The 16,898-nt window shown below is 70.1% G+C and carries 12 protein-coding genes and 1 pseudogene; 5 read left to right on the forward strand and 8 right to left on the reverse strand.

The window, feature by feature from the left end; genetic code table 11:
* Window positions 1-44 precede the first annotated feature (44 nt).
* Window positions 45-836 carry a metal-dependent hydrolase gene (locus tag FEF34_RS33920; protein WP_138056573.1) on the forward strand — a complete coding sequence of 264 codons (792 nt, stop codon included), beginning with the start codon at window positions 45-47 and terminating at the stop codon, window positions 834-836.
* 205 nt (window positions 837-1,041) lie between these two features.
* Window positions 1,042-1,689, forward strand: coding sequence for a TMEM175 family protein (locus FEF34_RS33925; protein ID WP_234042653.1), 648 nt, complete (start codon window positions 1,042-1,044; stop codon window positions 1,687-1,689).
* A 120-nt stretch (window positions 1,690-1,809) separates the two neighbouring features.
* Here FEF34_RS33925 and FEF34_RS33930 read toward each other — a convergent pair whose 3' ends face one another.
* Window positions 1,810-2,286: a MarR family winged helix-turn-helix transcriptional regulator gene (locus FEF34_RS33930; RefSeq protein WP_138056575.1), complete on the reverse strand. Its 477-nt coding sequence runs from the start codon at window positions 2,284-2,286 to the stop codon at window positions 1,810-1,812.
* A 94-nt stretch (window positions 2,287-2,380) separates the two neighbouring features.
* Between FEF34_RS33930 and FEF34_RS33935 the strand changes: the two genes are divergently transcribed.
* Together FEF34_RS33935 and mltG are read left to right on the forward strand one after the other, a co-directional pair.
* Window positions 2,381-4,201 (forward strand): ABC transporter ATP-binding protein, encoded by a 1,821-nt coding sequence (locus tag FEF34_RS33935; protein WP_138056576.1) that lies wholly within the window; start codon window positions 2,381-2,383, stop codon window positions 4,199-4,201.
* 188 nt (window positions 4,202-4,389) lie between these two features.
* Window positions 4,390-5,268 (forward strand): endolytic transglycosylase MltG, encoded by an 879-nt coding sequence (mltG, locus tag FEF34_RS33940; protein ID WP_138056577.1) that lies wholly within the window; start codon window positions 4,390-4,392, stop codon window positions 5,266-5,268.
* A gap of 56 nt (window positions 5,269-5,324) precedes the next feature.
* Here mltG and FEF34_RS33945 read toward each other — a convergent pair.
* A pseudogene (locus FEF34_RS33945) lies at window positions 5,325-5,603 on the reverse strand (pyridine nucleotide-disulfide oxidoreductase); the annotation flags it as partial.
* Between the two features lie 33 nt (window positions 5,604-5,636).
* Here FEF34_RS33945 and FEF34_RS33950 point away from each other — a divergent pair.
* The gene (locus FEF34_RS33950) at window positions 5,637-6,071 is read left to right on the forward strand and encodes a secondary thiamine-phosphate synthase enzyme YjbQ (protein WP_138056578.1); all 435 of its coding nucleotides are present in this window, start codon (window positions 5,637-5,639) and stop codon (window positions 6,069-6,071) included.
* 505 nt (window positions 6,072-6,576) lie between these two features.
* On the opposite strand, the gene fxsT is transcribed toward FEF34_RS33950, so the two are convergent.
* From fxsT to FEF34_RS33985, 6 genes are all read right to left on the reverse strand, one after another.
* Window positions 6,577-9,564 (reverse strand): FxSxx-COOH system tetratricopeptide repeat protein, encoded by a 2,988-nt coding sequence (fxsT, locus tag FEF34_RS33955; RefSeq protein WP_138056579.1) that lies wholly within the window; start codon window positions 9,562-9,564, stop codon window positions 6,577-6,579.
* A 147-nt stretch (window positions 9,565-9,711) separates the two neighbouring features.
* Window positions 9,712-11,064 carry an HEXXH motif domain-containing protein gene (locus tag FEF34_RS33960; protein ID WP_138056580.1) on the reverse strand — a complete coding sequence of 451 codons (1,353 nt, stop codon included), beginning with the start codon at window positions 11,062-11,064 and terminating at the stop codon, window positions 9,712-9,714.
* On the reverse strand, window positions 11,061-12,245 hold the full coding sequence (locus FEF34_RS33965) for an FxsB family cyclophane-forming radical SAM/SPASM peptide maturase (RefSeq protein ID WP_138056581.1): 1,185 nt from the start codon (window positions 12,243-12,245) through the stop codon (window positions 11,061-11,063). Before FEF34_RS33965 ends, FEF34_RS33960 begins: the two co-directional genes overlap by 4 nt.
* Before the next feature lie 3 nt (window positions 12,246-12,248).
* A complete protein-coding gene (locus tag FEF34_RS33970) occupies window positions 12,249-12,446 on the reverse strand; it encodes an FXSXX-COOH protein (protein ID WP_138056582.1) in 198 nt (65 codons plus the stop codon).
* Window positions 12,447-12,526: 80 nt separating this feature from the next.
* On the reverse strand, window positions 12,527-15,838 hold the full coding sequence (locus tag FEF34_RS33975) for an SAV_2336 N-terminal domain-related protein (protein WP_171053198.1): 3,312 nt from the start codon (window positions 15,836-15,838) through the stop codon (window positions 12,527-12,529).
* 6 nt (window positions 15,839-15,844) lie between these two features.
* Window positions 15,845-16,897, reverse strand: coding sequence for an AAA family ATPase (locus FEF34_RS33985; protein ID WP_234042654.1), 1,053 nt, complete (start codon window positions 16,895-16,897; stop codon window positions 15,845-15,847).
* Window position 16,898 lies beyond the last annotated feature (1 nt).

A 16,898-nucleotide genomic window follows, 5' to 3' on the forward strand; every position in this document is an offset into this window, starting at 1 on the left:
CTCAACTGGGCACGAGCACAACAGCAGATGGGGCGGGAACGAGCATGATGGGACCGGCGCACTCCCTGTCCGGGGCGGCGGCCTGGCTGGGGGTGGGCGCGGCGGCGGCCGCCCTGGATCATCCGATGCCATGGCCCGTCCTCGTCATCGGCGCGCTGATCTGCGCGGGAGCGGCGCTCGCGCCGGACCTCGACCACAAGGCGGCGACGATCTCCCGCGCCTTCGGGCCGTTCTCACGCGGTCTGTGCGAAGTGGTCGACAAGCTCTCGTACGCGGTCTACAAGGCGACGAAGAAGCCAGGGGACAAGCGCCGGACCGGCGGTCACCGCACGCTCACCCACACCTGGCTGTGGGCCGTGCTGATCGGCGGCGGCACCTCGGCGCTGGCGATGACCGGAGGGCGCTGGGCGGTCCTCGCGATCCTCTTCGTGCACCTGGTGCTCGCCGTCGAGGGACTGCTGTGGCGGGCCGCACGGGTGTCCAGTGACGTCCTGGTGTGGCTGCTCGGCGCGACGAGCGCCTGGATCCTGGCCGGCGTCCTGGACAAGCCCGGCAGCGGTGCGGACTGGCTCTTCACCGGGCCCGGCCAGGAGTACCTGTGGCTGGGGCTCCCCGTCGTCCTCGGTGCCCTGGTGCACGACGTCGGTGACGCACTGACCGTCTCGGGGTGCCCGATCCTGTGGCCCATACCCATCGGGAACAAGCGCTGGTACGCCGTGGGGCCGCCGAAGGGGATGCGCTTCCGGGCCGGCAGCTGGGTGGAGCTGAAAGTACTGATGCCCGCGTTCATGCTGCTCGGAGGGGTGGGCGGCGCTGCGGCGCTGAACTTCATCTGACGGGGGCGCCGCTGGTTCGTCCGACAGCGGTGCCGTTCCGGGGAGCGGCGAGCCCCCGATGGGGATCAGCAGCCGGCCCCCGAACGGTCGTGCGTTCGGTCGCGCGCCCCCTTTTCTGCACGGCCCGGGAGGACGGGGGTACCGCGTCCGGCGTTCGGCCCAGCAGCGTGTGCCCGGGCCCGCGATCGTCGGTAGCGTCCCCGCCGTGAGCACACCGACACATGAGCGGGAGGACGAGAGCCCCGGTGCGATCATCGGGCCCGATCGGTTGCTCGCGTTCGGTGATGCGGTCTTCGCCATCGCGATCACCCTCCTCGCCCTCGATATCAACGTGCCCGGCGATCTGGAGGCCGGCGACCTCGGTACGGCGCTCCACCAGGCCCTCTCCGACATCGGGGCGTATCTGCTGAGCTTCGTCGTCATCGGTGTGCTGTGGCTCGGTCAGCACACCCTGTTCCACCGCGTCGCCCGGCTCGACTCCTGTCTGCTGTACCTCTATCTCGCGCTGCTCGCCGTCATCGCCGCACTGCCGTTTCCCACCCGTCTGATCAGCGAGTACGCGGACACCGCGGCGGCGACCGCGGTGTACGCCGGATCCATCGCCGCCGCCTCGGGCCTGATCACCGCGATGACCCTGCGGTTGCTGCTGAGGCCGGCCCTGGCCACTCCGGGCACGACGCCCCGACGGCTGCGCGTCGCCGTGTACGAGGGGCTGGTCATGGTGGCCGTCTTCGCCGTCTCGGCGCCCCTGGCCTTCGCCTCGCCGATGGTCGCCCAGTACTGGTGGCTGGCCGCGATCCCGGCGCGCGCCTGGCTCTCCCACCGGAGCCGCTCTGTCCCGCCCCGGGCCTGACCCGGTGGCGCGTACGCGCCGGGCCGGAGGCGGTACCGGTGCCGGTCAACCGTGTCAGGGCCCGCCGTGCGGCCGTGATCCCGTCCGCCGGCCTCCCGGCCGACCGAGCCGGGACAGCCCCTACCTCTCGGGGCAGTACACCTGGCCCGCCGGTCCCGGGTCTCCGTCGAGCAGCGCCGACAGCAGTCCGCCCAGTGCCTCGCGCTGATCGGCGGTCAGGGGCGCCAGGATGTCCTCCGCAGCCGCGCGCCGGGCGCCGCGCAGTTCGCCCAGCGTGCTGCGTCCGAGGTCGGTGAGCTCCACGCGCACCACGCGGCGGTTCGTCGGGTCGGGCACCCGGCGGACGCGGCCGCCCGACTCCAGTCCGTCGACCAGCGTGGTGACGGCGCGCGGCACCACCTCCAGGCGGCCGGCCAGATCGGCCATCCGCGGGGCCCCTTCGTAGTGGGCGACGACGCGCAGCAGCCGGGCCTGGGCCGGGGTGATGCCGACCGGCCGCAGATGCTGCTTCTGAATGCGGTGCAGCCGGCGGGTGAGCCGCAGCAGCTGCTCGGCGAGCACGCCGTCCGCGTCGGGAACCGGGCCTGGGGTGGTCATGCACGGACGATATCAGGACCATGTTCATTGTGAGTATAGGTAACAAAGAGCTATGCTCTTCGAGCTGTCAGGTCCCCGACCCGCGGAAGGAGCCATGCGCGCACACGACGGTCCGTCCTGGACACCTCCCGATCGGCCGCTGGACCCCGCGCGGCCCGCCCAGCCCGCCCAGGTGCGGCGCATCCTCCGGCTCTTCCGCCCCTACCGCGCGCGGCTCGCCGTGGTGGGGCTGCTGGTCGGAGCCTCGTCGCTCGTCTCCGTCGCCTCGCCGTTCATGCTGCGCGAAATCCTGGACACCGCGATCCCGCAGGGGCGTACGGGCCTGCTGTCGCTGCTCGCCCTCGGGATGATCGTCGCCGCCGTGACGACGAGCGTGTTCGGCGTTCTGCAGACGCTGATCTCGACCACGGTCGGCCAGCGCGTGATGCACGACCTCCGCACCGGCGTCTACGCCCAGCTGCAGCGCATGCCGCTCGCGTTCTTCACCCGGACGCGGACCGGTGAGGTCCAGTCCCGCATCGCCAACGACATCGGCGGCATGCAGGCGACCGTCACCTCCACGGCGACCTCCCTGGTCTCGAATCTGACGGCCGTCGTCGCCACGGTCGTCGCCATGCTCGCGCTCGACTGGCGGCTCACGGTCGTCTCCCTGGTCCTGCTGCCGGTCTTCGTCTGGATCAGCCGCCGGGTCGGGCGTGAGCGCAAGGCCATCACCACCCAGCGGCAGAAGCAGATGGCGGCCATGGCCGCGACGGTCACCGAGTCGCTGTCGGTCAGCGGTATCCTCCTCGGCCGCACGATGGGCCGGGCGGACTCGCTCACCCGGTCGTTCGCCGACGAGTCCGAGCGCCTCGTCGATCTCGAGGTCCGTTCCAGCATGGCCGGCCGCTGGCGGATGGCCGTCATCGGCATCGTCATGGCCGCGATGCCCGCCTTCCTGTACTGGGCGGCGGGACTCGCGCTGCAGTCCGGCGGGTCCACGATCTCGATCGGCACCCTGGTCGCCTTCGTCTCGCTGCAGCAAGGGCTGTTCCGTCCGGCCGTGAGCCTGCTGTCCACGGGCGTCCAGATCCAGACGTCGCTCGCCCTGTTCCAGCGGATCTTCGAATACCTGGACCTGCGGGTGGAGATCACCGAGCCGGAGGATCCGGTCCGGCTGGCCGAGGTCGCCGGGGAAGTGCGGTTCGAGAAGGTCGGCTTCCGTTACGACGCCAGGAGCGGGCCGACGCTCGACGGCATCGGGATCACCGTGCCGGCCGGCGGGAGCCTCGCCGTGGTCGGGCCCACCGGGTCCGGCAAGTCCACGCTCAGCTATCTGGTGCCCCGGCTCTACGACGTCACGGAAGGCCGGGTCACCCTGGACGGCGTCGACGTCCGCGACCTCGATTTCGACACCCTCGCCAGGGCCGTGGGCGTCGTCTCCCAGGAGACCTACCTCTTTCATGCGTCGGTCGCGGACAATCTGCGCTTCGCCAAGCCGGACGCCACCGACGCCGAGATCGAGACGGCTGCACGGGCGGCGCAGATCCACGACCACATCGCCTCGCTGCCCGACGGCTACGACACGCTCGTGGGTGAGCGGGGGTACCGGTTCTCCGGCGGTGAGAAGCAGCGGCTCGCCATCGCCCGGACGATCCTGCGCGATCCGCCGGTGCTCATCCTTGACGAGGCCACGAGCGCGCTCGACACCCGCACCGAGCACGCCGTTCAGCAGGCGATAGACGCACTCTCCGCCGGGCGCACGACGATCACCATCGCCCACCGGCTCTCCACCGTGCGGGACGCCGACCAGATCGTCGTCCTCGACGGCGGACGGATCGCCGAGCGCGGGACGCACGAGGAGCTGGTCGAGCGGAACGGGCGCTATGCCGCCCTGGTGCGCAGGGATGCCCGGTTGGCGCCGCTCGTTTCCTGAGCGTCCCCCTCGTTCTTCCCCGTCGACCGCGGCGCACGGAGCGGGCGGCCGTGCGCTGTGCCGTGTGCCGCGTCCTGAGGTCGGGCGTGCGTCGGGTCCCTGGCGTCCGTCGCCGCTGGGGCCGGTTCGCCGGAAGGCTGACGGCGCGGGTTCCGTTATGTGTGCTTTCATCGGGTTAGCGTGCCCGTATGAAGAGGGAGTTCCCGAAGGCCCGGCGCCGTCGGCGCAGGCTCCGTCTGACGCGCCGCGGCCGACTCCTGCTGTTCGCGGGCGTGGTCGGCCTCATCGGCGTGGTGACGGCCGTCTTCCTGACGCTGCTGCCCCAGTCGAAGAAGAAGTCCACCGCGCCCCGGGTTCGGCCGAAGACCCTGCTCATCCCGGAGGGATGGCGCTCCTCCCAGGTCTACGCCGCCGTGGACAAGGCACTTGGTGTCCGGGCCGGCACCACCCGCCGGAGGGCGACCGCCGCGGGTCCGCGGCTGAGGCTGCCGGCGGACGCCCGCGGCAATCCCGAGGGCTATCTCTTCCCGGCGACCTATCCCGTCGGCCCCGAGTCGTCCCCGGGCAGTCTGCTCAGCTTCATGGTCAACACGGCGGGCCGTCGCCTCGGCACCTCGTCCCTCACCGACGCGGCGCGACGCCACGGCATGACCCTCCACCAGACAGTGATCATCGCCAGCATCGTCCAGGCGGAGGCGGACAGCGCCGAGGACATGGCAAGGGTGGCGCGCGTCGTGCACAACCGGCTCGCCCGGAACATGCCGCTACAGATGGACTCCACCCTCAACTACGCACTGAACCGCTCCACCCTCGACACCACCCGTCAGGACACCGGACTCCGGAGCCCGTACAACACCTATGCGCAGAAGGGTCTGCCGCCGACGCCGATCGGGAACCCGGGCGAGGTGGCGATGAAGGCGGCCGTCGGGCCGGCGGAGGGCGACTGGCTGTACTTCGTGACCGTCGGACCCGGGGACACGCGCTTCACCGCCGACTTCGAGGAGCACAACCGCAACGTCGCCGAGTTCAACAGGACCCGCGGCAGCACGGGGCCCGACGCCGGGTGACCTCCGGATCCCGCCCGGAGTGCCCCGGGGACCGCCTTCGTTCCCCCCGGGGGGCCTCAGCCGGACGAGGCGGCCAGGTCCCCGGCCGCCTCGTCCGGCGGCAGCGGATCCCCGGACGACACGTCCGCGGGCCCGTGGTCCAGGAGCCCCATGATCTCCCGGACCGCGGCCCGTCCGGCCCGGTTGGCACCGATCGTCGAGGCGGACGGTCCGTAGCCGACGAGATGGACGCGCTCGTCCCGAAACGCGCGAGTGCCCTCCACCGCGATGCCGCCACCCGGCTCGCGCAGCTTCAGCGGCGCCAGATGGTCGATCGCGGCACGGAACCCGGACGCGCGATCCTGCGGCGTCGGCGGGAGGATGGGGGTATGCCCCAAGCCTTCACCACTCGAGTCCTCGACCTCACCACCGGCACGGGGGAGGCCGTGACCGACCTGACGGGTGCGTGCGAGAAGTTCCTCGCCGAGACCGCCGACGGCCGCGACGGCCTGCTCAACGTGTTCGTTCCCCATGCCACGGCGGGCATCGCGCTGATCGAGACCGGCGCCGGCAGTGACAACGACCTGCTGTCCGCGCTGCACGTACTGCTTCCCGCCGACGACCGCTACCAGCACCGCCACGGCAGCCCGGGCCACGGCCGGGACCACGTCCTGCCCGCGCTGGTGCCGCCGCACGCCACCCTGCCCGTCGTCGGCGGGAGGCTGGAGCTCGGCACCTGGCAGTCGGTCTGTCTGGTCGACACCAACAGGGACAATCCCGAGCGTCAGGTCCGCCTGTCGTTCCTCGGTACTCCGGCACTGTAGGCCGGATCTGCGGCCGCACCAACTGACAGTCCGGGCGTGCTCGGGTGCGCCACGGCACGGTGAACCAGCAGACCTCGCCGGAATCAGGCAATCAGGACAGGTGTCGCACCTCCGCCGCGATCCGCGCGAGGGCGTCGGCTTTCTCCGGGCACCACGGCAGGAAGGGCTCTTCCATGGACTCCGCCAGTTCGCCGGCCCGGATTCCGGCGCCGTACAGGTTTCGATGTTGCCCTTCAGCGTGCTCTTGACGTCGGGCTCGCCGAGCGTGGCGTGCAGGTCCAGTCGGGCCCGCTCCAGCCCGCAGTCGAGGGTTCGGGGGCCGGCCTCGCTGGAGCGCCCTGTCGCTCGCCTGTGTGCTGTGACGTCGATCCGCGCCCGCTCCGTCTCCGCCGGAATCTCCACAACGCCGGCGTTCAAGACCCCGACCGGGTCTTGAACGCCGACGTTGTGGAACTCGGAGTGGGCAGCACTTGAATGCCTTGTCGGTCGTGCTCGGAGCCGCCGGTCAAGAGGCCAGTGGCTCGAAGTCCCAGTGCGGATGTGTGCGGGAGCGGGCGGAGACGGTGTGGACATGCTGGCTGCCCAAGGTTGCCGCGAGTGCCGCCAGCGCCTCTCCCTCCTCCTTGTCAGCCTCCTGCTGCCTACGCAGTCCGCGTAGATCCGAGGCATGCGCCACTCGGCAGGACAGAACCAGCGGATGGTGGGGCCCCAGCACCGCCGTTGCCCGCCGGGCGGTGTCCCTGCTGAGCTGTTCGGCTGCTTCATGGTCGTCGGAGAGGTTGCGCGCTACAGAGAGGTTCAACGCGATGCCCAGGGTCCAGGGGTGGTCGGACCCCACCGCTGCTGTCATCGCACGCAGGCACTCCTCCGTCAGCCTGGTGGCGTCATGCCTTTCCCCGGCCGCACGTAGCATCAGCGCATGGTTCACGGAGGTCCCGATGGCATAAGGATGCGCAGGGCCGAGGCTCTCCCTGTACCTTCGCATGACTGACTCACCGATGACCCGCGCACGGTCCAGATCACCGTGCTCCCGCTCCGCGCAGGCGTAGTTCGCCGCGGCGATGAGGGTCCAGGGATGGCCATCGCCCAGTACCCGTTCCAGCCGTTCGAGGGTTCCCCCCATGTCGGTCTTCGCCTTGAGCCGGTCACCAGCCCGGTACTGGCACATCGCCAGACTGTGTTCCGCGATCAGGGTCTGTGGGTGGTCACGCCCGAGCACCCTGCGGTTTGCCTGAACACTGCGCTCCTGGACCGACACCGCCTCGTCGTAGCGGCCGAGCATCCGCAGGGTCCACGCGTAGTTGAACTCCGAGAGCATGGTGAACCGGTGACGCGGTCCGAGGACCTCGCGACGGCCGTCGAGGGTCTGCCTGTCCAGCCGCAGCGACTCCTCGTAGCGGCCGATGGTACGCAGACTGACCGCCAGGTTGTTCATGGCGTTGAGCGTGCGCGGGTCCCGATCACCGAACAGCTCGCGGTAGCCGGTTAACACCTGGTCGGAGAGGGCCAGCGCCTCCTCGTACTCGCCCAGCCCGCGCAGGGCGGCCGCGATTCCGTCGGCCATCCTCAGGACCTCCAGGTCCTGAGGATCGTTCTCGGCATCCAGCCTGGCCATGGACTCGCGCCCGATCCGCGCCGCCTCCGCGTCGTCACCCGCGGCCAGGAGCAGGCTCAGCTGCTGATTGACGAGGTCCCTGACGCGGGGATGGTCGTCGCCGAGGGCGACCCGCCATGCGGTGAGTGCGCGCCCGACAAGTTCGAGACCAGTGCCGTGTTCCCCGCTGTTCGTCATGTACGCGAGACAGTTGAGGACGAGTTGCTGTGCGTCCGGATCGGTGCTCTCCAGCACACTCGCCGACCTCAGATGCTTGACCAGTTCCGCATACCTCTGCCACTGCCGGGAGTCATCGGGCTGGCCTGGGTCGGCCTTCGCCAGCGCGCTACGGACCACGCGGGAGAATTCCTCTCGGTTGGCCTCCGGCACACCGTCACGGACGGTTTGGTGGACCATGCGGTGCATATGGAGGATCTCGCTGTCGTCGGCAGCGGATTCGTGGGTCTCGCGACGGACCACGGAGTACTGCACGAGTTTGTTGCTTGCCTCGGTCCACCGTAGTGGATCATTCACCAGCCCTGTCAGCGATTCAGGCAGCTCACGGGTCGGCAGACGGCGTACCCAACCGATGGGTATGGATCCGGGGGCGAAGAAGACACAGAGACGCAGCAGGTCCACGGACTCGGGAACGGTCTCACGCAGCCGGTTGAGCAGGATGGACCATGCCGTCTGAAAGGTCATGGGAAAGTCGGCGGCCACCTTCAGTCCGACCTCGACGTCCGAACCGCTGTCCAGCAGTTCGACGTACTCGTCGACGGACATGACCGAGTCGCTGAGCCAGCCGGCGGTCTGGTCCAGCAGGAGCGGCAGGTCACCCAGGGCCTCGGCGAGCCTGTCCGCCTCCTCGGGGGCCAGACGACGGGCCCGGCGGCGGACGAAGGCGACGCTCTCTTCCCGGGTGTACACCGGGACTTCCATCAACTCACTGTTGTGTTCTCCCCAAGCGAGGTTCTGCGAGGTGATCAGGACATGACCCGGCCCGGTGGGCACCAGGTCGGCCACGAGCTGGGGATCGTCGGCGCCATCGAGGACCAGCAACCAGTGGGAGTGCGGTTCCCCACGCCTCAGTGCATCGTTCACCGCCCGCAGCCGTTCCCCGTATTCCGGACCGGTCGCGAGGTCGAGCGCCGGGGCCAATTCGGCCAGCCGCTGGCGGAGCGTTCCTCTCTGGTCCGCCGACACCCACCACACCACGTCGTACTCCGACCGGAAGCGGTATACGTACTCGGCTGCGACCTGGGTCTTGCCCACCCCGGAGAGGCCGAACAGCGTGCAGACCGCCGCGCCGCGCGGGGCCCGCTGGAACTGGTGGTAAATGTCGGAGAGAAGGGTCTCACGTCCGGTGAACCGGATATTGCGGCGCGGTACGCCGCCCCAGACCATCGGGTCGTCATCGGGAAAGCGTGGGCCGGTGCGGGACTCTTCCGGGGTCGTCACGCCGGTGGGTTGGATTCCGAGCCTGCGCAGCAGTCTGCGCTCGGCCTCCTCGGCGCCGATGCCCCACAGCTCGGCCGCGCGGAAGACCGTCGCTGCCGTCGGCAGCGCTTCCGCGGTGATCGAGACGGCTGCGAAGCGGTCGGAGTTCTCGGCGACGACCGTGCGCAGGGCGCGATTCCAGTCCAGGTGGGTGCGCGGTCCCAGCTGGAAGTACCAGTCGCTGAGGACGACGAGAATACGTCCCTCCGCGAGCATGAGGTCTTCCAGTGCGCTCTCGATGGTGGTGCCTGGAAGGAGGTCCCACCGCTGGAAGACGACCTCGTGGCCGTGCCGCGTGAGCCGGTCACCGATCCAGGCCGCCCAGGCCCTGTTGAACCCGGCGAAACTGATGGTGATGGTCTGCCGCCCGGCAGCCGGTGCGGGCTTGCGCGCTACTGTCATCCTCACAGCTCCCCCGTCACCATTATGCCGCCCTTTATTGCATCCTTGACGATCCGTCAATATGTGCTCGGCGCAGCCTACACGGGGTGGATCCCCGTGGAATCGCGCTCTGCGTCGAGGCGCCTTCCCAATGCACCATGAGGACCCTCACGGCGCATGCCGTCTACGCCAGACGGCCCACGCGGTCTCCACGTACGCACCGGCTCTGATCAGATGACCGTCGGGAGGTGGCGTCTCCTTCAATCGGGTGAGGTGATGCTCCATCTCCGTGACGAGTACGCGCCCTTTCGGGGTGAGATGCCGTGAACCGGCCATCAGTGGCAGGACCGCGTTGATCTGTGCGCGACAACGCGCGTGCTCTGCCCAGCCCCGGTCGCGCTCGATCGGGTCCTTGGCGGCGAGAGCGACGGCCTGCCAGTGGTCGCTCAGTGCCAGGTGTGCGTAGCACCCGTGGAGCAGCCCTTCGAAGGGCCGGGGATCGGGGCGCCAGGGAGCCCAGTGGCGCGGCCGGTTGTCAGCGGTGTGCAGTGGTACAAGCTCCGACAGCGCCGACAGTTTCGCATGCTGCAGTTCGTGGACGAGCGTCGCGGCGAACCACTGTGGCTCCGACGGCCGGCTGCTCAGCATTGCTCCGAAAGCATCGCGCCGGGTGCCGCTGCGGTGGGTCACTCCGGGGCTGTGTGGCGAGCCGGCCGACCGGTCGGCCAAGGGGACCACGCAGTCCAACAGGGCGTCCAGATCCGTGAGGCGCTGATCACCGCCGACCTGCAGCATCGGCAGTGTCTCGTGCCAGACGTCCTGCCACCGTTCCTGCTGCCGCCGGTCCAGGCTCGTGCCGGAGGGCGTCGCTCCGTCGCTGTCGACGAGACGGTAGTGGTCGGTGTCGTCAAGCACGACGGGGCGGCTGACACCACCGAGGCGGATCAGAGGCCTCCAGCGCGAGTCGCCCGATCGCCAGGCCGCATGGTCACCGGAGCCGCGGCGGATCTCCGCGGTACGGCCGCGGTCCGGAGACAGGCGCAACCGGTCGCCCGTGCCGCTGACCGTCACATGGGCGGAGCCGGGACAGCGCAGGGCGCCCAGAGTGGGCAGGGACAGCATGCCGCCATTGCTCGGCAGACGCAGTCGGAACGCCATGCCCGCTCGTGCCGCCGCGGCGGCGGAGACGGCTCCCAGGTGGGCCAGGTCGTCCGTCGGCCCGGCAGCGCCCCCGCGTAACAGCAGCCGCAGGCTGTGGGCGGCCCACGTCCCGACCAGGGGGTAGTGCACCACCCGGTGTGCGGCATCCTGGGCGCGGCGTTCGGCCGATTCCAGGAGTTGCCAGTGCTCACGTACGCGTGCCGCTGTCGGTGCCGGGGCGTCGTCCACCGCGTCGAGCAGGGCACGCAGAAGGAGCAGTCGGTGTGTGCGCTGCCCGTCGGCGAGCCGTGCCAGGAGTTCTGGGCTGCCGTGGGTGCGCCCGAGTTCGCGCAGTTCCGATTCGTTGATGGAAGGTCTCACGACGAGGTCACCTCCCTGAGCCGGCCGGCGATGTGACGGATGAGGTACTGCAGATCGGCGCAGTAGATGCTGGGCTGGCGGAAGCCGACTCCCGCACGGTAGCGATGGGCATAGTCTCCGCCGCCGCAGACCCGGACCAGTGGGCACTGCAGGCAGTCATCGGCCAGGGCGGCCAGGCCGGCCTGGCGGGCCGCTATGCCGGGGTGGGCGAGGGCGTCGTCGAAACTGTGCCGGAAGACGTCGAGGCCGGTGGCTGCGGCTCCCTCGTAGGCCGACTTCAGGGAGTCGACCTGTTCGATGCTGCCGTCCGTCTCGACGACCACGGCGGTGAAGGGTTGCAGGCCCAGCGATTCGGTGGCGGCCGGAAACCCGAGGAGCAGGGCGATGCATTCCTCGAAGATCCGTATCCGGGTGCCACGCCTGTCGGCATGCCACCAGAGGTCGAAGACCGTGCGCAACCACGTTCCGTACGGCACCGGATCGCTTTCCGGAGCAGGCAGGCCGGGCGGTGGAGCGCTCCAGTTGCCCAGCGGGAGCAGGAGGTCGATGATCGGCGGGCGGAAGGAGAGCAGCGACTCGTACAACTCCGCCGGGTCGGTCCGGAGGTCGATCACCGCGAGGATGCCCGCGTAGTGGCCCGGATAGTGGTCCGCCAGCAGCCGTAACCCGGCGGCGGTCGCCGCCCAGGAGGGGCGGCCCGCGTGGTCCCTGCGCTCCCGGTTGTGGTGCGGGAGGCCGCCGTCGAGGCTGACACCGACGCGGATGCCACGGGAGGCGAGAAGGCGCAGACGGTCGTCGGCGAGCAGGGTGGCGTTCGTCTGGATGGCGGGGTGCACAGTACAGCCGGCCGGCACCGCGGCGCGTATGCCGTCGATGGTCTCCGCGAGCACCTCGGCGCCCGCCAGCATGGGTTCTCCGCCGTGCAGCACCACTGAGATGTGCGTCGGCTGGTGGGCGGTGGCATGCTCGGCGATCCGCCGCGCGGTCTGTTCTCTGACGCGGGGAGCCGGTACGAGGGGTCGGTGACGCCAGCTGGTATCGGCCGCCTCGTAGATATAGCAATAGCTGCAGGCGAGGTTGCAACGGCTGTGGAGCTTCAGGATGAACTGGGTGAAGGGCACTGCCGGGCCGGGCACGGCGTTACCTGCCGCGGTTGCCGAGCCGGTGGAGGGGCGTGCCATGGGTCAGGCGGTTCGTGAGTGGGCCCACAGCGTTTCGGCCGGTTGGTCGATACGGGCGCGCAGGTCTGCCAGTACTTCATCAAGGACCGGGTGCCGCAGCGTGCGGAGGTCTTCCAGGTCCAGGCCGAGTAAGTCCGGCAGGCTCTCGATGTTCGCTCCCGTTCCGTCCAGTTGTTGCGGCGTCACCTCGGGCTCGTACATCGGCGTTCCGCCTCTCTTCCCCCCGCTGCCAGCCCAGCGAGGATTCCCTTCCGCCGGGCGTAGGAAACGCTGTCCTTGCGTCATTGCCCGCCCAACTCCGCCAGACGGGCAGCCGTGTTCTCCTCGCCCTGTCCGCCTCCGGCCGGGAGGCGGTGCCACTCGTGCATCGCGGACCGGTAGGCGTCGCGCGCGGCACGGGGGCGGCCTGCGGACTCGTGGACGAGCCCGCGGGCGTGGTGGGCGGACGCGGCCAGTCTCACCATGTCCGACGGGTCGACGAGTTCCTCCTGGGCTGCGCGCGCGGCCAGGGCCGCTTTGCGGAGCGCCGCGGCGGCGTGATCCAGCCGCCCGGGCCTCCTGGTGTGTTGGAAGGCGAAGTGGTGAGCCTCTCCGAGGGCAAACCATGAGCGGGCACGCACCCCCTCTTGCCCAGCATGGCTGATGGCCACCTCGAAGACGTGCTCGGCCTCGCGAAGATCGACCAGATCGCCCTCCGACTGATAGCGGAGTATCAGGGCCCTGCCCAGCATCAACAGCCGACCGGCGAGCTCCTGGGCGTTCGGAGCGGTTTCCATGCGGCATTCCCGCAACACCCGTACGGTCCGTCCGATGAATGGCTTACCGCCCGCGAGGCCCGCCCGGCGCAGCAGTGTTTCACCCCACTCGGCGAGGAGATCGCCGTACTCGGGTCGATCTCGCGGTACGGCACGGCATGCGTCCAGGAACCGCTCTGTCGCCGCCTCGAGTTCGGTGACCGGACTGCCGCAGTCGTACCTGCGTACTCTCAGCCGGGCGGCCCGGGCCAGTGCAGCGGCCCGCAGCCGCTGGTCGTCCGCCGTCCGGAGGATCTCAGCCAACAGCACTTCGGCGCGGTCCAGGTTCTCACCCGACAGCAACTGTGCGTCGACCAGGTCGAGCGCTGCCCGGGCACGGTCGTCGGGGAGCGACGATTCACCGTCCAGCAGTTCTCGGCCGTGGTCCAGCGACACCGCGGCCTGCTGCGCGTAGACCCGTACGCGCTCCAGGTCCTGGGTATCGCGGGCCAGCAGGAGCAGCGCGCGGCCGTGTGCCAGGGAAAGACCGCTCGGCTGTGTCCTCGTGACCGGCCAGGCGTCACCGAAGGCCTCCAGCATGCCCACGGTCTCTTCCAGCAGGCCCGAGTAACCTCCGAGAACCCACTGTTCCTCCAGCACGCTGGCCCGTTCAAGGGTGATCTCCAGCGCTTCGTCGGCCTCCAGGCCCGGCGCGGCGCAGGCCGCGGTGTACTCGCGATCGGCGCGGCGCAGCAGTTCCAGCGCCGTACGCTCGTCACCGGCCGCCCGCCGTTCACTCGCCGAGGCGTGCAGCACACGGGCAAGGGTGGTCCGGGCGTGTACGGCGTCGGGATGGGCCGCGGCCAGGGTCGCCGCGTCCAGGGCCTCCGCGAGCAGGGTGGCATCGGCCTGGAGCCGCCACAGCAGCAGTAGATTCCTGGCCAGGGCCGTCCACAGCTCGGGGTCAGTGCCCCGAACCGGTTCCCGCCCGGTGGACTGTCTCAACACCTGCACGGCGTCGAGCAGGTTCTGCACCATGCCGTCGGACTTGAACCGCTCCACCAGAGCCTCGGCCCGGTGGATGACCGACCGCCGCGCGAGGCCGTTCGGCCGGCCGACATCGCCGACCACCGGCGAGTCAGCCGGCGGGGCGAAGCGTTCCAGGACCCTGGCGGCGACGGCGGCGAAGGGCTGTGGGATCCGGGAAGGGCCGTTCGGGGCGGGGGCCGGGGCGCGGTGTTCCGCGTCCACGGGTGGAGGGGCATCGCTTTCCAACTGGAGGATGGCCATGGCGGGGAAATTGGGACTGCCCCTGCCGAATCGCTGCTCGATGAACTCCGAGCAGTGCTTGAGGACGAGCAGTGCCTCGTCCCTGGCCAGTGGGGTCAGGAGGGTCTCCCGGACGCCCTCGACGAATTCGTACCAGCTGCTGTCTCCTGCGGCACTCTCGGGATCGGACCGGGTGAGCAGTCCGCTCAGCAGCACCTCGGCCATCTCCGCGGGACCGGACCCGCGGAGCATTGTCCGCTGGACCAACTGCATGACGGGAAGGTACAACGGGGCTGCAGCGAGGTACACAGCGAGCTGCTCCGCTCCTGGGGACGCCCGTTCGCGAAACCGCGCGACGAGTTCGGCGGGTGACCGGGAGGGCCGAGGACGCGACGCGGGTGTCGCGGGCTGGTCGTGGCTCACCCAACCCACCGATGCGGGCACCGGTCCCGCGCCCGTACCCGAGACGAGACGCGCCCAGGCCCCCAAAGAGGCCGCAGACAGCGGCAGTACGGGAATCTCGACCGCTGCCGCTTTCTGTGCCCGTCCGGGCCTCGGCGAGCCGGGCTCGGCGGACTGTGCGAAGCGCAGCCGGCCCGGGTTGGTCGTGTCCTCGACGCGCCACACCACACCGTGTGAGGCGGGCAACCGCGTGCGGGACCAGAGCCGCTGCGGCAGGGGCTGGAGTACGGCCACTGGCGCGTAGCGGGACAGCCGGTGGAGCAGCCGGTGCGCCGCGCCGCTGTTCCACAGAGGGCCCGTGCAGTCGCTGACCAGTACGGTCACCTGACGTCCGGTCGGATCGCACAGGTGATCCGAGGAGTGCAGTGCCGCAGCGGACGCCCCGAAGCGGGTGCTCACGGCGACCGACCCGCCTGGTCCCTCGTGGAGATACCGCACTCGTACGTCACGGAAGGCACCCCCACGCTCGAACATCTGCTTGAGCTCGTCGAGCGTCCGCTCCCATACGTGCATCGAGCTCGCGGTGTCCATCAGCAGCCGCATCGAGAGGTCGCCCCGAGTCACCGGGCGGTACACGGGTAACAGCAGTCCCCCGGCCTGTGCGGTCAGTTCGGCGGTGGCGTACTCGTCCAACGTCGTGCGCAGCGGTTCGACGGCCCCGCGCAGTCGCTGCAACGGCCTGAGCGAGCGCTGGAGTTCGGGGGCCGCCGGCAGGGTGGCAGGCGCCCGGACGCCGACCTGTACGGCGTTGTCCGCTATGCCTCCCCTTCCGGCACCGGGGTAGAGCCAGGCGCAGGCGGCAGTGTCGGAGCGGGCGACTGCTGGAACCGGAGCGGCGTCGGACAATGGACAGCTCGGGCTCGGCTGCCCCCCGGCCGCTGAGGAGGACGGGGTTTCCGAGGTGGTCGTCCGTTCAGCGGCCGGACGCCGCTGCTGTACGGTCTCCCGGGTGCCGAGGAGCGGGATTCCGCCTGCCGGTTTCCACCAGCGGGCCAGCCACAGCGCGTCGGCGAGTTCGTCACGGGATGTGCCGATGCCTGCCCGTTCCATCGCGGCGATCACCTCGGCCAGCGCGTCCGAGGGGCTCTGACGATCAGGGCGGCCCCGCAATGGGGCGGAGTCCTGCATTCCGCATCACCGGGGCCGGTCGAGCGCTTGGATCAGCAAGTCGGCGATCCGGTCACGAGTGGGTTGGGCGGCGTAGTGGGTGAGGTAGATGGCGTTGAGCAGTTGGTCGGTAGCGAGGAGCTCGGAGCGCGAGCGGGAGAGGAAGGCCTGGATCAGGTCGTCACCTGAGCGGGCCGCCTCCTCGCCGAGGTGGGCACGGACCACGGTGGCCAGGCGTTTGTGGTCGGGGCGGCCGAGTTCGAGGGATACACAGCGGCGTAGCAGGGGGGCCGGAAAATCGCGCTCGCCATTGCTGGTCAGGACGACGAAGGGGAACGCCCGGCAGCGGATGAGGCCGTCTCGCACGGTGACCTTGGCCCCGTCGTCGGTGAGGACCTCGACTTCCGGTTCGCGGTCCGCGATGCGTTCGAGCTCCGGGATGGTGAACTCGCCCTCTTCCAGGACGTTGAGCAGATCGTTGGGCAGGTCGATGTCGCTCTTGTCGAGTTCGTCGATCAGGAGAACGCGTGGCTTGGCGGTGGGAAGCAGAGCCGTGCCCAGCGGGCCGAGGCGAAGGTAACTACCGATGCCGCCGGGCGTGGTGGTGCCTCGGGTGTCCCGGGCGATCTGGGTGTCCTGGAGTCGTGCGATGGCATCGTAACGATAGAGGCCGTCGCCCAGGACACTGCGGCTGACGACCGGCCAGCGCAGCACCCGGCCGAGGCCCAGTTCGTACGCGACGGCATGTGCGAGCGTGCTCTTGCCGGCACCGGGATCACCGGTCACGAGTAACGGGCGGCGGAGATACAAGGCGGCGTTGACGATCTCCAGTTCCTCCGCGCCCGGGCGGTGCAGTTGGGCCATGTGGCGGTAGGCCCCCAGTCGACGGGCCGACGAGCTCTCCGCGGCCGGGCCGGGCTCCACCAACGGGCCGCCATCGAAGTCCCGCCAGGGGGGTGGGCCGGGCAGAGCGCCGATGCCGTCGTGCGGTTCGCCTGTTCCTCGGTAGATGAGCCATTCGTCCGGAGCGTCCGGGCCCGGATCATCGTCCTCGCTGGTCCTGGGGTTCACTTCGGGCACG

This window comes from Streptomyces marianii (assembly GCF_005795905.1).
In the GTDB taxonomy this organism is placed as follows: Bacteria; Actinomycetota; Actinomycetes; order Streptomycetales; family Streptomycetaceae; genus Streptomyces; species Streptomyces marianii.

What these genes read in the sequence shown, in the direction of transcription:
- FEF34_RS33920 (WP_138056573.1), top strand. Translation starts at nt 45, where the DNA reads ATGATGGGACCGGCGCACTCCCTGTCCGGGGCGGCGGCCTGGCTGGGG.
- FEF34_RS33930 (WP_138056575.1), bottom strand. Translation starts at nt 2,286, where the DNA reads ATGACCACCCCAGGCCCGGTTCCCGACGCGGACGGCGTGCTCGCCGAG.
- FEF34_RS33935 (WP_138056576.1), top strand. Translation starts at nt 2,381, where the DNA reads ATGCGCGCACACGACGGTCCGTCCTGGACACCTCCCGATCGGCCGCTG.
- mltG (WP_138056577.1), top strand. Translation starts at nt 4,390, where the DNA reads ATGAAGAGGGAGTTCCCGAAGGCCCGGCGCCGTCGGCGCAGGCTCCGT.
- FEF34_RS33950 (WP_138056578.1), top strand. Translation starts at nt 5,637, where the DNA reads ATGCCCCAAGCCTTCACCACTCGAGTCCTCGACCTCACCACCGGCACG.
- fxsT (WP_138056579.1), bottom strand. Translation starts at nt 9,564, where the DNA reads ATGACAGTAGCGCGCAAGCCCGCACCGGCTGCCGGGCGGCAGACCATC.
- FEF34_RS33965 (WP_138056581.1), bottom strand. Translation starts at nt 12,245, where the DNA reads ATGGCACGCCCCTCCACCGGCTCGGCAACCGCGGCAGGTAACGCCGTG.
- FEF34_RS33970 (WP_138056582.1), bottom strand. Translation starts at nt 12,446, where the DNA reads ATGTACGAGCCCGAGGTGACGCCGCAACAACTGGACGGAACGGGAGCG.
- FEF34_RS33975 (WP_171053198.1), bottom strand. Translation starts at nt 15,838, where the DNA reads ATGCAGGACTCCGCCCCATTGCGGGGCCGCCCTGATCGTCAGAGCCCC.